The following is a 14,239-nucleotide window of genomic DNA, read 5'->3' as shown; positions in this document are numbered from 1 at the left end:
CCTAGGGAAGGACGGTGTCGGCCACCAGGTCCAGGCCTTCGGCATGGACGCCGACACCGGGCAGCAAGCCGTTCAGGTCGCCGGGCTGGGCGGCGGCGCCGCCCGACCGGCTGACCCGGATCTCTACTTGCACCTTGCCGGCCCCCGACAGGGTGGCCTGCGGCGACATGGACGTGCTGTCGTCCAGCACGAAGTCGCGCGGCAGGTCCGCCACCCGCAGCCGCAGGATGGCGACGGGCATGCGCGATCCCTCGGCAGGCCGCGCCAGGATGAAGACGGTATCGTCGGGCTGGACTTTAGCGCGCAGCGCTTCGGCAATGCGGGCGCGGCCGGTGATGCGCGCGGGTGAAGAGGGCGGGGCGGAGGCGCCGCTCGCGGTTGGCGATCCGGCGGCCGGCGCCCCGGTGCCCGGCAGTCCAGCAGTCTGCGAACCAGCGGCTGCCGATTCCGCAACGGGCGCGCCCGAGGCCATGGCGCGGGCCTGGGCGATATTGGTCTGTATCTGGCGCGCGGCCTCGGAGTCGGGCGGCAACAACGTCCGCAGGCGTTCCCAATGCACCAGCGCGTCGCCCGGGTCGCCCCGGCGCAACGCCATCATCCCGGCAAGCGCCAGCGCCTTGGGCTGGTCCGGCTGCGCGTCCAGGGCCTGGGCCACGGCCGCGATCGAGGCCTCGTCGGGCTCGCCCTGCTTGGCGGAAAGCAGGGCGTCGGCCAGGTCGGCCAGCACCGCAGGCTGGCCGGGCACCAGCCTGAGCACCTGCTGATAGGCGGCCACCGCATCGTTGAATCGTCCCAGGGTTTCATAGGACCGGGCCAGCATGTACCAGCCGTCGGGGTCGTCGGGCGCGGCGCGCAGGCGCTGCGCCAGCGCATTGACGGCCAGCGCCATGTCGCCGCCGGTGTCCGCGGCGTGCGGTTCGGCGGCCGGGGCCATCGTCAGGTCGGCGGCGGCGCGCGGATTGCCCAACTGGCCGTACAGCAGCACCGCGCCGACCGGGATCGCGATGCTGAGCAGGCAGGCGGCGGCAATCCCGGCGCGCTGTCCGCCCGCGGGCGCGCCCCGGGCGCGGCGCAGCGCCAGGTCTTGCAGCAGATCGCGCTGCAATTCCTCTTCAGCGCGCGCATGCGCCTCGGCGCTCAGCGCGCCGCCGGCCAGGTCGCGCCGAAGTTGTTCGCGCTGCGCAAGGTAGAACGCGCGCACGCTCGCGTCCGTGTCGCCCTCGGCGGCCGGCGTGCGGCGCAGCAGCGGCGGGATCAGGCAGAACAGGGTGGCCAGCAGCAGGGCCACGACGGCAAGCCAGAGCGTGGTCATGGGCCGGGATCCAGAAAGCGGGCGGCGCGGGCGCGTTCATCCGCGGTCAGGGGCGGCCGCACGCCGGCGCGGCGCTTGAGGGTGCGCGCCAACACCAGGAAGCCCACCGCCAGCAAGGCGAACGGGCCCAGCCAGAGCAGCCAGGTGATGGGCTTGAAGGGCGGGTCGTAGCGGACGAAGTCGCCATAGCGGTCCTCGAAGAACCTCATGATCTGCGCGTCTGTCTTGCCGTCGGCCAACTGGCCGCGGATCAGGTTGCGCATGTCCAGCGCGAGCGGCGCATTCGATTCGGCCAGCGTCTGGTTTTGGCAGACCAGGCAACGCAGGCCGTGGGCCAGCTTGTCGGCGCGCTGTTCCTGCGCGGCCGTCAGCGGGGGCGGTGGCGCGGGCTGCGCGCGGACTGCAGCGGCCGCCAGCAGCAGCGCGGCGAGCAGCAGGACGAAGAACGGGGAAGACGGCGCTTTCATTGCAGCGACTCGATGACGGGCTGCAGGCGGGTGCGCCAGAGCTCGGGCGTGATCAGGCCCAGGTGCTTGTAGCGGATGCGGCCCGCCCCGTCGATCACAAAGGTTTCGGGCACGCCGTAGACGCCATATTCGATGCCGACCCGGCCGTCGACGTCGCTGGCCGACGCAATGTAGGGATTGCCGTTGCGCGCCAGCCAGTCCCGCGCGTCGTCGGGCTTGTCCTTGTAGTTCAGGCCATAAAGCGCGATGCCGTGGCGCTGCGCCGCCTCGCGCAGCACCGGCAGCTCCTCCTTGCAGGGGCCGCACCAGGACGCCCACACGTTCAGCAGCCAGACCTTGCCGCGCAGCGATTCCACGTCCAGCTTCCTGTCCGGTTCCAGCAGGACGGGCAGGCCGATGGCGGGGGCCGGCTTGTCGATCATGGCCGAGGGAACCGCGCGCGGATCGCGCGACAAGCCCATCGCCAGGAATACGGCCATGGCCAGGAAGGCGGCCAGCGGCAGCAGGTAGCGCAGCATCAGTAGCCCTCCCGCGCGGCGCGGCCGGCGTTGGCCTGGGGCGCGCCGGGCGCGGGGGCGCGCGTCTCACGCGCCCGCGCCTTCGCGTCCGCTTCCCGCGCGCGCCGGTAGCGTCCGTCGCCGGCCGCCAGCAGGCCGCCCAGGGCCATCAGGATGCACCCGGTCCAGATCCAGGTCATGAAGGGCTTGACCTGGATGCGCACCGTCCAGGCGTTGTCGCCCACGGGGTCGCCCAGCGCTACAAAGAGATCGCGGGAAAAGCCGCTGTCGATGTCGGCCTGGCTCAGCGCCATGTCCTGCACGGTGTAGAGGCGCTTTTCCGGATACAGCGTCACCACCGGCTTGCCGTCGCGCACGACATGAAAGACGGCGCGCTGCGCGCTGTAGTTGGGGCCCGTCGCGGGGCCGACGCCGGCAAAGGTGAACTGGTAGCCGCCGGCTTCGCGGGTGGCGCCCACGTCCAGCCGCACTTCGTGCTTGACCTCGTAGCCATTGGCCAGCGTGACGCCCGCGATGAAGACGCCCACGCCCGCGTGCGCCAGCAGCATGCCGTACCAGGACCGGGGCTGGCGCCCCAGCCGCCGCAGCAGCTCGCCGTCGCCGTCGGTCAGGCGCTGCCAGGCGTGAGTGGCGGCGCTGGCCACGGACCAGGCGGCCAGCCACAGGCCCAGGATGATCATGGGGGACCCGAAGCGCGAGGGGCCCGGCATCGCCAGCGGCGTCAGCACGGCGGTCAGCACGCTGACAACGAACGCGGCGCGCAGCCGCCGGCCCAGGTCGGGGACCTCGGCCTGTTTCCAGCGGGCCACCGGGCCGACGCCCATCAGGAAAATCGCGGGCGTCATCAGCGGCACGAATACGGCTTCGAAGTAGGGCGGCCCGATGGAGATCTTGCCCCAATCCAGCACGTCGAGCACGACGGGATAAAGCGTGCCCAGCAGCACCGAGCCTGCCGCGACGGTGAGCACGACATTGTTGGACAGCAGCAGGGACTCGCGCGACAGCAGCGAGAAGCCGCCGCCCAGTCCCACCGAGGGCGCGCGCCACGCATACAGCGTCAGCGACCCGCCGACGACCACTGTCATGAAGGCCAGGATGTACAGCCCGCGGCCGGGATCCACGGCGAACGCGTGTACCGAGGTCAGCACGCCGGAACGGACCAGGAAGGTGCCCAGGATGCTGAGCGAAAACGTGCAGATCGCCAGCAGCACGGTCCAGCTGCGGAACGCGCCCCGCCGCTCGGTGACGATCAGCGAATGGATCAGCGCGGTGCCCGCCAGCCAGGGCATGAACGAGGCGTTCTCTACCGGATCCCAGAACCACCATCCGCCCCAGCCCAGCACGTAGTAGGCCCAGGCGCTGCCCAGCAGGATGCCGATGGTCAGGAACGTCCACGCGGCCAGGGTCCAGGGCCGCACCCAGCGCGCCCACAGCGCGTCCAGTTCTCCGGACAGCAGCGCCGCGATGGCGAAGGCGAACGCCACTGAAAACCCCACGTAGCCCATGTACAGCATGGGCGGATGCACGATCATGCCCGGATCCTGGAGCAGCGGATTCAGGTCGCGTCCGGCCATGGCGGGCGGGAGCAGGCGTTCGAAGGGGTTGGACAGGAACAGCATGAACAGCAGGAAGCCCACGCTGATCCAGCCCATCACCGCCAGCACCCGGCCCACGAATGGCAGCGGCAGCCCCCGGCTGCACAGCGCCACGGCCAGGGTCCAGGCCGTCAGCAGATACAGCCAGAGCAGCAGGGACCCTTCGTGTCCGCCCCAGACCGCGGCAAAGCGGTAGGCGGCCGGCAGGTCCGCATGCGAATTGGCGGCCACGTACAGCACCGAAAAATCGTTGTGCACGAACGACCACGCCAGGCAGGCGAAGGCCACGGTGGTCAGCCCGAACTGGCCGATGGCCGCCGGGCGCGCCACGCGCAGTCCCGCCTGCCAGCCGGTGGCCGCGCCGATCAGCGGCAGGATGCCTTGGCACAGCGCCGCCAGCAGCGCCAGGATCAGGCTGAACAGGCCGATTTCGGGAATCATCGGGTCTCCGTCTTCAAGGTGGCGGCCGCGGCCTCGGCGCGCTTGACGGCGTCCGCCGCCTCGGGCGGCATGTAGTTTTCGTCGTGCTTGGCCAGCACCTCGGTGGCGCGGAACACGCCGTCCGCGCCCATCTTGCCGGCCACCACCACGCCCTTGCCCTCGCGGAACAGGTCGGGCAGCAGCCCCTGATAGGTCACCGGCACCACATGCGCGGTGTCGGTCACGGCAAAGCGCAGCGTCAGGCCGTCGGCCTCGCGCCGCAGCGATCCCTGTTCGACCAGGCCGCCCACGCGGAAGCTGCCGCTTGCAGGCGCCTCGCGCGCCGCGACCTGCGTCGGGCTGAAGAAGAACACCAGGTTCGATTGCAGCGCATTGAGCACCAGCGCCGCGGCCAGCGCCAGCAGGCAGAGGCCGCCGGCAATGGCGAAGGCGCGGCGTTTGCGCGGGCTCATGGCCGCCTCCGCGCCGCCGGGGGCGGGGAGGCGTCGCGGCGGCGTCGCGCACGCCGCCACAGCGTATAGACTTCCAGCCCCATCAGCGCCAGGGTTACGCCATAGGCGCCCAGGATGAACGGGCCGTGCCCTTGCAGGGAGAACAGGGTGTCCCAGCTCATCGGGCGTCCTCCCGCGGGCTGCCCGCTTGCACGGCGCCCGGCTCCCGCTCCGCGATGATGCCGCGCACGCGCGCCAGCGCCACCGCGGCGCTGTACAGCCAGAAGGCGGCCACCATCAGCAGCATGGCGGTCACCATGATGCGGGCCATGCTGGGCGCCGTGGTGAGGTTGATGGAGGCGCCCTGGTGCAGGGTGCTCCACCACTGCACCGAGAAATAGATGATGGGCACGTTGATGACGCCGGCCAGCAGCAGGATCGCGCCGCCCCGGTCCGCGCGCTGCGTGTCGTCGGTGGCGGCCTGCAGGGCCATGAAGCCCAGGTACAGGAACAGCAGGATCAGTTCGGACGTTAGCCTGGCGTCCCACACCCACCACGTGCCCCAGGTCGGCTTGCCCCACAATGCGCCCGTCCACAGGGTCAGGAAGGTGAAGAGCGCGCCCGTGGGCGCCAACGCGCGCATCATCATGAACGACAGCCGCGTGTTGAGGATCAGCCCCAGCGCGGCGTAGCCCGCCATCACCAGGTACAGGAACATCGACATCCAGGCCGCGGCCACGTGGATGAAGAGGATGCGATACACCTCGCCCTGCTGGCTGTCGACGGGCGCCACGACCAGGCCGATGTACAGCCCGGCGCATGCGAAGAGCGCGGCGCCCAGCGCCAGGAACGGGATCATCCTGCCGGCCAGCGGATAGAACACCGCGGGCGATGCGTAGCGCAGCCAGCCCGCGCGTCGCGGGGCGGCGCGGGAATCGAGGGCGGATTGGTTTTGCATGGCGGCAGCCTCAGTCCAACGCCACACGCAGCGCCGCCGAGGCGCTCCAGGGGCAAAGCAGGATCGCCAGGCACAGGCAGGCGCCCAGCAGGGAAAGCTGAGGCCCCGCGCCCAGGCCCGCGTGCGTGGCCGACACCGCGCCCGCGCCGAAGATCAGCACCGGCACATACAGCGGCAGCACCAGCAGCGGCAGCAGCGCGCCGCCGCGCAGGCCCAGCGTCAGCGCCGCGCCCAGCCCGCCCACCAGCGCCAGCGTGGGCGTGCCCAGCAGCAGGGACAGCGCCAGGATGCTGATCGCATGGGGCGGCAGGCCGAACTGCAGGGCCAGCACCGGACTGGCCAGGATCAGCGGCAGGCAACTGCTGAACCAGTGCGCCGCCAGCTTCACGCCCACCAGCAGGGGCAGCGGGTGCGGCGACACCAATAGCTGTTCGAGGGCGCCGTTGTCGTAGTCCTGCGCGAAGGGGCGATGCAGGCTCAGCAGGATGCCCAGCAGGGCGCACACCCAAAGCACGCCCGGCCCGATCGCCAGGAGCAGGGCGGGGTCGGGGCCGACCGCCAGCGGGAACAGCGAGCCCGCGACGATGAAGAACAGCGTGGCGCCCAGCGTGTCTGCCGGTCGCCTCCAGGCCAGCCGGACCTCACGCAGCGCCAACTGAGACAGCGTAGCCAGCATCCGCGTAGTCATCCATGTTCAGGGTTTGGGTATGGGCGGCGGGCGTGCCCGGCAGCCGGTGCGAGGCGACGACGGCCGCGCCGCCAGCGGCCAGGTGCGCTTCCAGCGATTGGCGCAACTGGTCCAGGCCGGCGGCGTCCAGGCCCGCGTCGGGCTCATCCAGCAGCCACAGCGGCTTGGCGCCCAGCGCCACGGCTGCCAGCGCCAGCCGGCGGCTCTGGCCCTGCGACAGGCGGGCGGCCGGCGTGTGCAGGCAGGCGCCCAGGCGCCATGCCCGCAGGCAGTCCGCGATGGCGTCGTCGCCATGGGGCGTGCCGGCCACGTGCAGCGCGCAGCGCAGGTTCTCCAGCGCGGTCAGTTCCCCGCACAGGCCATTGCCATGTCCCAGGTATGCCGTGCGGGCGAAGTGGGCGGCGGGGTCGCGCCGGATGTCGGCGCCCGCACGCTGCACGGCGCCGCTCAGGGGACGCAGCAGACCGGCCAGCATGCGCAGCAGGGTGGTCTTGCCGCTGCCGTTGGCGCCCTGCACATGCAGCAGCTGGCCCGCGTGCAGGTCGAAATCCACGGGGACGGGCCCCCCGCGCCGGCTGGCGAGCCCGCGCGCGCTCAGCACGGGCGCCGGCGCGTCAGCGGGCCGCATTCGCGACCTCTTGGGACGCCCTGGCCGGCGGCGTCGCTTCGGAGGTCTGGCCGGGCGGGATGTGCGGCAGCGTGTGGGCGATGCCCTTGTGGCAGTCGATGCAGGTCTTGGATTTGTCGGCCAGGTAGGTGGAATGCATGTTCTGCGCGCGCACGCTCTGGCGCGTGAAGTCCATGTATTCGTAGTTGTGGCAGTTGCGGCATTCCAGCGAATCGTTGGCCTTGAAGCGCGCCCACTCGTGCTGCGCCAGTTCCAGCCGCTTTTCGACGAATTTCTCGCGGGTGTCGATGGTGCCGAAGATCTTGCCCCAGACCTCCTTGGACGCCTGCATCTTGCGCGCGATCTTGTCGGTCCAGTTGTGCGGCACATGGCAATCGGAGCACAGTGCGCGCACGCCGGAGCGGTTGGTGAAGTGAATGGTGCCCTTGAGCTCGGCGTACACGTTGTCGCGCATTTCATGGCAACCCGTGCAGAACTTTTCGGTGTTGGTCATTTCCATGGCGGTATTGAAGGCGCCCCAGAACAGGATGCCGCCGATGAATCCGCCCACGGTCAAAAAGCCCAGGCTGAAATGCACGCTGGGCCGGCGGATGATGTTCCAGTAACGCTTGATGAGCTTGAGCATGACTGGCTCCTGTCCCTTACTTCTTGTCGGACGCCGGGGCGGTCAGGCGCTTGAGGATCACGTCGATGTCCTGGTAGTCATTGGCCACGAGCGGCTTGGCTTCCGCCTGGGGTACGTGGCACTGCACACAGAAATAGCGCCGCGGCGACACTTCGGCCAGTACGTTGCTGTCGCGGTCCATGTAGTGCGTGACGCTCAGGGGCGGCGCCTGGGTCACTTCCGTGTTGACGCGCGCATGACAGGTCAGGCAGCGGTTGAAGTTCTTGTCGATCTGGTAACCGTCGATCTTGTGCGGAATGGTGGGCGGCTGCATCGAGTAGGTGCGCATCCGCTTGATGTCCTTGTTCTCGATCGGGCTGATGAGGGGAGGGTCCGCCTCGTCCGCGACGGGCGTGGGGCCACGCATGGGGTCCACCACCTCGAAAGGCGGCGCCGCCCAGGCGGCCGACCCGAACAGGATGCAGATCGCAATTGCGGTGACGCGAATCTTCATGACTGTCTCCCGGGCTCAGACCTTGACGATCTTGACGGCGCATTTCTTGAAATCGGTCTGGAACGAGATGGGATCCGTGGCGTCCAGCGTGACCTTGTTGATGAGCTGCCCGGCATCGAACCAAGGCACGAAGACCAGGCCGCGCGGCGGCTTGTCGCGTCCGCGGGTTTCGAGCCGCGTGCGCATCCGGCCTCGCCGCGAGACCACTTCGACCTCGACCCCGCGCCGCAGACCCATCGCCTGTGCGTCGTCCGGGTGCATGAAACAGACAGCATTCGGAAACGCCTTGTACAGCTCGGGGACGCGCCGCGTCATTGATCCCGAGTGCCAGTGCTCCAGGACCCGGCCGGTGGACAGCCAGAACGGATATTCCTCGTCCGGCGACTCTGGAGGGGGCTCGTAGGGCAATGCGTAGATCACGGCGCGGCCGTCCGGATTGCCATAGAACTCGAAGCCCGTCCCCGCCTTGACGTAGGGGTCGCTGCCTTCGCGATAGCGCCAGAGCGTTTCCTTGCCGTTGACCACCGGCCAGCGCAGGCCGCGGGCTTCGTGGTATCTGTCGAAGGGTGCCAGATCGTGGCCGTGGCCCCGGCCGAACTCCGCGTATTCCTCAAACAGCCCTTTTTGGACGTAGAAGCCGAAATCCTTGGATTCCTGGTTGGCGTAGTCCGCATTGAGTTCGGTGTTCGGGAACTTGTTCACCTTGCCGTTGGCGAACAGCACGTCGTACAGGGTCTTGCCGCGGTACTCGGGTTTCTTGGCCAGCAGGTCGGCAGGCCAGACCTCCTCGACCTTGAAGCGCTTGGAGAACTCCATGAGCTGCCACAGGTCCGAACGGGCGTCGCCCGGCGCGTTCACCAACTGGTGCCAGAACTGGGTGCGACGTTCGGCGTTGCCGTAGGCGCCTTCCTTTTCCACCCACATGGCGGCGGGCAGGACCAGGTCGGCCGAGATAGTGGTGACGGTGGGGTACGCATCCGACACGACGATGAAGTTGTCGGGATTGCGATAGCCCGGCAGCCCTTCGTTCATCAGGTTTGCGGCCGCCTGCATGTTGTTGTTGACCATGACCCAGTAGGCATTGATCTGGCCGTCCTTGAGCATGCGGTTCTGCAGCACCGCATGCGCGCCCACCTTTTCGGGGATGGTGCCGGCGGGCAATTGCCACAGTTCTTCCGCGTGGGCACGGTGCTTGGGGTTGGTCACGACCAGGTCGGCGGGCAGGCGGTGCGAGAACGTTCCGACTTCGCGCGCCGTGCCGCAGGCCGAAGGCTGGCCGGTCAGCGAGAAAGGGCTGTTGCCCGGCGTGGAAATCTTGCCCGTCAGCAGGTGGATGTTGTAGACCATGTTGTTGGCCCACACGCCGCGGGTGTGCTGATTGAAGCCCATGGTCCAGAACGAGGTCACGCGCACCTTGGGGTCGGCGTAGAGCTCGGCCAGGTCTTCAAGCTGCTTCTTGGGCACGCCGGACAGCTTGGCGGTGTAGTCCAGGTCGTACTTGGAGACGAATTTGGCGAATTCTTCGTAGGTGATGGGCTTGGAGCCGCCCGCCTTGTCGGCGTTCTTCGCGGCCTTCTGCAAGGGATGGTCGGGGCGCAGGCCGTAGCCGATATCGGTGTTGCCTTCGTGGAAGACTGTGTGCTTGTCCACGAAGTCGCGGTTCACGCGCTTGGTCTGGATGATGTGGTTGGCGATGTAGTTCAGGATGGCCAGGTCGGTCTGCGGCGTGAAGGTCAGCGTCAGGTCGGCCAGTTCGTAAGATCGGTGCTCGAAAGTGGACAGCACCGCCACCTTGGTCTTAGGGGCGGACAGCCGCCGATCGGTGACGCGGGTCCACAGGATGGGATGCATCTCGGCCATGTTCGAGCCCCACAGCACGAAGGCGTCGGCATTCTCGATGTCGTCATAGCAGCCCATGGGTTCGTCGGCGCCGAAGGTGCGCATGAAGCCCACTGCGGCCGAGGCCATGCAGTGGCGCGCGTTCGGGTCCAGGTTGTTGGACCGGAAGCCCGCCTTCATCAGCTTGAGCGCGGCATAGCCTTCCCAGACCGTCCATTGGCCCGAGCCGAACATGCCCACGGCCGTGGGGCCCTTGTCCTTGAGCACCCGCTTGAACTGCTCGGCCATGACGTCGAACGCCGTGTCCCAGGACACCGGCGCGAACTCGCCGTCCTTCGCGTACTTGCCGTCCTTCATGCGCAGCAGCGGCGTGGTCAGGCGGTCGTTCCCGTACATGATCTTGGACAGGAAATAGCCTTTGACGCAGTTCAGGCCTTTGTTCACCTCGGCGTTGAAATCGCCGTGCGTGGCGACGACCTGGTTGTCCTTCACCGCGACGTTGACGCCGCAGCCGGTCCCGCAGAACCTACAGGGCGCCTTGGACCATTTCAGCTTGGCGGCCTCGGATTCGGTGACGATGTTTTGGGTGTAGCCGACAATGGGAATGCCCGCCACGGTGGCGGCGGCAGCGGCGGCGGATTGCTTGATGAAGTCTCTACGAGCCATGGCCATCTTCAATCTCCTCGTTCATCGCGGCAAGCGAATCGGAATGCTGGTAGACCAGCGCCGACGCCAGCACGCCGTCCAGGCGCTGGATCTCGGAAATTCGCGCCATCATGTCGTCGGTAGAGCGGGCTTCCAGGGTGACCACCAGCTTGCCGGTGTCGGAAGCACCATGGATTTCGGCGCCGGCGATGGCCAGCACCGCAAGGCGGACGTCAGATAGCCGGCGCGGAGTCGCATGCACCACCAGGCTGGCGATATGCAATTCGGGGGGGGCTGTGGAAGTCCCAGCGGGAGGGGGCGCGGACATGGGGGAAGTTCCGTCGCGTCGCATCAGCTTCCCGGGGGGCCGGCGAAAAGCTGATAGAACCAGACCGCGAATCCATAGCCCGCCACGATGATGACAGTCAATACGGGGGCCATGACTGCCGTCAGGAAGAGGAAACTTCGGAATTCCTGGGGCTTTGTGTAGCCATCAGACTCGTTTTGCACACACCACCTCGCTGCAGATACGTTGGGGTATTGCGTTGAACGTGCGGATGCGGAACTTTTTAGCAGATGGCTTTGCGCTACGTCAATGCTGCAACACAGCGACATAAAGCGAAAAACGAGCGCTATATACAAGCGTGAATAACGCTGCTTCGGGCGGGCGCCCGGAGCAGCGTAGGCGGGGCGGAACGCTAGGCGATCGCCCCGTAGATGCGGCGCGCGTCCAAGGCCGTGGCCAGCGGCCGGCCCAGCGCCTGTGCGCCCTGCGCGGCCTGGCGGACAAGCGCCGCGTTGTTGGGGGCGGTGGCGCCGTCGCGCAGCTTCAGGTTGTTCTCGAAGCCCACGCGCATGTGGCCGCCGAAGGCCGCCGCGGTGGTGACGCAGGCGTTTTCTTCGGGGCCGAAGGCGCAGATGGCCCAGGGCAACGAGTGGTCGTACGCGGCCAGGAAGGGCAGCAGGTCGTACGCCGACGATGTCTGGCCCGCGCTGTAGCGGCCCAGCACGAACAGCACCGACCAGGCGCCGGGCGGCACCAGTCCGCGCGCGCGCAGCGACAGCCAGCGGCGCACGTCGGCATCGTCGTACAGGATGATCTGCGTCATGATGCGCCGCTCGGCCAGCCAGGCCAGGAAGGCGGCCAGTTCCGCTTCCGGGATGTCGGGCACGGCGATTTCGCGCAGGCCGATCGACACCGCTTCGGGCTGCAGTTCGCGCACCATCGCGATCTGCTCGGCGGCCTTATAGACGCCCGCGGCTTCGCTGGTCACCTGCACCAGCAGTTCGTCGCCGACCTCGCGGCGCACCGCGGCCAGCGCATCGCGATAGGCCTGGGCGTCCAGCAGATGGCTGCCGTCCGGCTTGCGCACGTGCATGTGCATCATGGCGGCGCCGGCTTCCAGGCATTCGCGCGCTTCGCGCGCGAGGTCCGTGGCGGTGAGCGGCACGGCCGGATGGTCGGCGGCCTTTTTGTAGGCGCCGTTGGGCGCCACGGTGATGATGACGGGCGAGTCGGCCAGCGCGGCGCGTGGCAGGGCGGGGGCGTTCAAGGCTGGATCTCCGGCAGTTCGGGGGCGATAAGGTCCAGGCCGGCGCGCAGCAGGCGGTCGTAGCGCGCGCGTTCGGCCGCGATGGTGTCGGGCGTCCAGGCGTAGAAGCCTTCGCCCGCCTTCATGCCATAGCGCCCGTCGGCGGCGCGTTCGGTCAGGCAGCGCGCCGGGTGGTCGGAATTGCAGAAGGTGGGGTACATGGTGGCGCCCGCCGCGGCGTGGACGTCGATGCCGGCGTGGTCGCGCTGCATGACCGGGCCGGCGGCCAGGAAGCGGAAGCCGAAGCCGAAGCGCACGGCGGCGTCCACGTCTTCCGGCGATGCGATGCCGCGGTCGATCAGGTCGAAGGCCTCGCGCGACAAGGCGTGTTGCAGGCGGTTGGCCAAAAAGCCCGGCAGGTCCTGCTTGACCTTCACGGGCACGCTGCCGCAGCGCCGCATGAAGTTGATCAGGCTGTCCGCGCAGGCGTCGTCGCTGGCCTCGCCCAGCACCACTTCCACCAGCGGCACCAGGTGCGCGGGCATGAAGAAGTGCAGGCCCAGCATGCGGCCACGGGTGTCCAGGCCCTGGCCGATCGCGCTGATCGGGAAGCTGGAGCTGTTGCTGGCCAGGATGGCGTCGGGCCGGGCGCGCCGCGCCAGGTCCGCGAAGAGCGCCTGCTTGATGTCCAGGCGCTCGGGGATGCATTCGATCACCAGGTCGACGCTGGACCAGTCCACCTCGTCCAGGGACGGCGCCGTGGCCAGCAGCGCGGCGTTGGCTTCGCGCCCAATGGTCTTCAGGTTTTCCGCCACGCGGGCGGGCAGGCCCGCCGCGCGCTCGGCATTGGATTCGATCACCGTCGTGCGGCAGGCCGCGCGGGTCAACACCACGGCGACATCGGCGCCCATCGTGCCGCCGCCCACCACCACCGCATGCGCCGCGCCCGGGTTGGGCAGCGCCTTCGCGTCTGTTTGCATGTTTTCTCCTGGATCTGGAACTACGTTGGGGGCGAGTGTAGAGAAGGGCGGTTGATTGATGAATCAGAATTTTTGAATAGAATGATCGGCAAATCAGATCAATAAGGCGGGAGACAATCCGTGCAGATCAATCTGTCGATGCGTGACATCGACACCACGCTGGTGCTGGGCCGCACCTTGAACTTCCGTCAGGCGGCCGGGCAGCTTCACCTGTCGCAATCCGCCCTGTCTACGCAGATACAGCGCATCGAGGATGCGCTGGGCGTGCGGCTGTTCGACCGCACCACACGCACGGTGCGCCTGACCGCGGCCGGCGAGGTCTTCCTGCAGCAGGCCGCGACCCTGCAGGCGGCGTTTCGCGACGCCATCGCCGCGGTCGGCGGGATTTCCAGCGCGGAGCAGGGACAGGTGTCGGTGGCGGCGCTGCCGTCGCTGGCGGCCCGCCTGCTGCCGCGCGTGCTGATGACCTACCGCCAGTCGCATCCCCAGGTCGCGCTGAAAGTGCGCGACACCCTGTCGGGTCCGGCGTTCGACCTGGTGCGGGCGGGCGAAGTGGATTTCGCGCTGACGGCGGCCGATCCGCAGCACGCCGACCTGCACTACGTGCCGCTGATGTCGGACAGCTTCATCCTGCTGATCCCCGAGGCCCATCCGCTGGCCCGCGCGAAAGGGCCGCTGCGCTGGGCCGACACGGCCGCGGCGGAGCACGTGTCGATGGTGCATCCCAGCAGCGTGCGCCAGTACACGGAATGGGCGTTCCTGCAGAACCGCATCCGCTTCACGCCGGCGTTCGAGGCCGAACACCTGACGACCATCGTGGCGATGGTGGAATGCGGATTCGGGGTGGCGGCGCTGCCGGAGATCGCCGCCAGCGCGGTGGCGCAGAACGGCATCGTGCAGCGGCCGCTGACGGGGCCGGTGGCCGAGCGGTCGATCGGCCTGGTGACCGCGCGCAACCGCAGCCTGTCGCCGGCGGCGATGGCCCTGGTGCAGACGTTGCGGGAATACCTGGCGGCCCAGGCGCGGTAAGGCGGCGCGGCCCGCCCGGGCGCCGGGCAGGCCTTGGCGCGGGCCGGGGCGGCAAGCC

General features: G+C 68.7%; 17 protein-coding genes. 1 reads left to right on the top strand and 16 read right to left on the bottom strand.

Translation table 11 applies throughout. The features are described 5' to 3' along the window. Window position 1 precedes the first annotated feature (1 nt). From ccmI to KYC_RS09900, 16 genes are all read right to left on the bottom strand, one after another. A complete protein-coding gene (gene ccmI / locus KYC_RS09970; protein WP_008161559.1) occupies window positions 2-1,312 on the bottom strand; it encodes a c-type cytochrome biogenesis protein CcmI in 1,311 nt (436 codons plus the stop codon). After that, window positions 1,309-1,779 (bottom strand): cytochrome c-type biogenesis protein, encoded by a 471-nt coding sequence (locus KYC_RS09965; protein ID WP_008161558.1) that lies wholly within the window; start codon window positions 1,777-1,779, stop codon window positions 1,309-1,311. The genes ccmI and KYC_RS09965 overlap by 4 nt, the downstream gene beginning before the upstream one ends. Then, window positions 1,776-2,297 (bottom strand): DsbE family thiol:disulfide interchange protein, encoded by a 522-nt coding sequence (locus KYC_RS09960; RefSeq protein WP_008161556.1) that lies wholly within the window; start codon window positions 2,295-2,297, stop codon window positions 1,776-1,778. The genes KYC_RS09965 and KYC_RS09960 overlap by 4 nt, the downstream gene beginning before the upstream one ends. Then, window positions 2,297-4,333 (bottom strand): heme lyase CcmF/NrfE family subunit, encoded by a 2,037-nt coding sequence (locus KYC_RS09955; protein ID WP_008161554.1) that lies wholly within the window; start codon window positions 4,331-4,333, stop codon window positions 2,297-2,299. Before KYC_RS09955 ends, KYC_RS09960 begins: the two co-directional genes overlap by 1 nt. After that, window positions 4,330-4,785 (bottom strand): cytochrome c maturation protein CcmE, encoded by a 456-nt coding sequence (ccmE, locus tag KYC_RS09950; protein WP_008161553.1) that lies wholly within the window; start codon window positions 4,783-4,785, stop codon window positions 4,330-4,332. Before ccmE ends, KYC_RS09955 begins: the two co-directional genes overlap by 4 nt. Further along, window positions 4,782-4,946 (bottom strand): heme exporter protein CcmD, encoded by a 165-nt coding sequence (gene ccmD / locus KYC_RS28635; RefSeq protein ID WP_008161551.1) that lies wholly within the window; start codon window positions 4,944-4,946, stop codon window positions 4,782-4,784. Before ccmD ends, ccmE begins: the two co-directional genes overlap by 4 nt. Continuing rightward, a complete protein-coding gene (gene ccmC / locus KYC_RS09945) occupies window positions 4,943-5,722 on the bottom strand; it encodes a heme ABC transporter permease CcmC (RefSeq protein ID WP_008161549.1) in 780 nt (259 codons plus the stop codon). The genes ccmD and ccmC overlap by 4 nt, the downstream gene beginning before the upstream one ends. Before the next feature lie 10 nt (window positions 5,723-5,732). Then, window positions 5,733-6,398, bottom strand: a complete 666-nt coding sequence (ccmB, locus tag KYC_RS09940) for a heme exporter protein CcmB (RefSeq protein WP_008161547.1) — start codon at window positions 6,396-6,398, stop codon at window positions 5,733-5,735. Then, window positions 6,364-7,038 carry a heme ABC exporter ATP-binding protein CcmA gene (gene ccmA, locus KYC_RS09935; protein WP_008161544.1) on the bottom strand — a complete coding sequence of 225 codons (675 nt, stop codon included), beginning with the start codon at window positions 7,036-7,038 and terminating at the stop codon, window positions 6,364-6,366. The genes ccmB and ccmA overlap by 35 nt, the downstream gene beginning before the upstream one ends. Beyond that, window positions 7,025-7,663: a cytochrome c3 family protein gene (locus KYC_RS09930; protein WP_008161542.1), complete on the bottom strand. Its 639-nt coding sequence runs from the start codon at window positions 7,661-7,663 to the stop codon at window positions 7,025-7,027. Before KYC_RS09930 ends, ccmA begins: the two co-directional genes overlap by 14 nt. Window positions 7,664-7,679: 16 nt before the next feature. Next, a complete protein-coding gene (locus KYC_RS09925; protein WP_008161541.1) occupies window positions 7,680-8,156 on the bottom strand; it encodes a nitrate reductase cytochrome c-type subunit in 477 nt (158 codons plus the stop codon). A gap of 15 nt (window positions 8,157-8,171) precedes the next feature. Then, complete coding sequence (napA, locus tag KYC_RS09920; protein WP_008161539.1) at window positions 8,172-10,667, bottom strand: periplasmic nitrate reductase subunit alpha; 2,496 nt, start codon at window positions 10,665-10,667, stop codon at window positions 8,172-8,174. Beyond that, window positions 10,651-10,968 (bottom strand): chaperone NapD, encoded by a 318-nt coding sequence (locus KYC_RS09915; RefSeq protein ID WP_043518037.1) that lies wholly within the window; start codon window positions 10,966-10,968, stop codon window positions 10,651-10,653. Before KYC_RS09915 ends, napA begins: the two co-directional genes overlap by 17 nt. Window positions 10,969-10,991: 23 nt before the next feature. After that, window positions 10,992-11,150 carry a periplasmic nitrate reductase, NapE protein gene (napE, locus tag KYC_RS09910; RefSeq protein WP_008161535.1) on the bottom strand — a complete coding sequence of 53 codons (159 nt, stop codon included), beginning with the start codon at window positions 11,148-11,150 and terminating at the stop codon, window positions 10,992-10,994. A 188-nt stretch (window positions 11,151-11,338) separates the two neighbouring features. Further along, a complete protein-coding gene (locus tag KYC_RS09905; protein ID WP_008161533.1) occupies window positions 11,339-12,193 on the bottom strand; it encodes a beta-keto acid cleavage family enzyme in 855 nt (284 codons plus the stop codon). Then, the gene (locus tag KYC_RS09900) at window positions 12,190-13,152 is read right to left on the bottom strand and encodes a 3-hydroxyacyl-CoA dehydrogenase family protein (protein ID WP_008161531.1); all 963 of its coding nucleotides are present in this window, start codon (window positions 13,150-13,152) and stop codon (window positions 12,190-12,192) included. The genes KYC_RS09905 and KYC_RS09900 overlap by 4 nt, the downstream gene beginning before the upstream one ends. Window positions 13,153-13,272: 120 nt before the next feature. Here KYC_RS09900 and KYC_RS09895 point away from each other — a divergent pair, with 120 nt between their 5' ends. Beyond that, window positions 13,273-14,181, top strand: a complete 909-nt coding sequence (locus tag KYC_RS09895) for a LysR family transcriptional regulator (RefSeq protein WP_008161530.1) — start codon at window positions 13,273-13,275, stop codon at window positions 14,179-14,181. Window positions 14,182-14,239 lie beyond the last annotated feature (58 nt).

Origin of the sequence: Achromobacter arsenitoxydans SY8, assembly GCF_000236785.1 — a bacterium.
Taxonomy (GTDB): Bacteria; Pseudomonadota; Gammaproteobacteria; order Burkholderiales; family Burkholderiaceae_B; genus Achromobacter; species Achromobacter arsenitoxydans.
The sequence above is the reverse complement of the archived record's forward strand: the minus strand, read 5'-3'. Positions and strand labels throughout refer to the sequence as shown.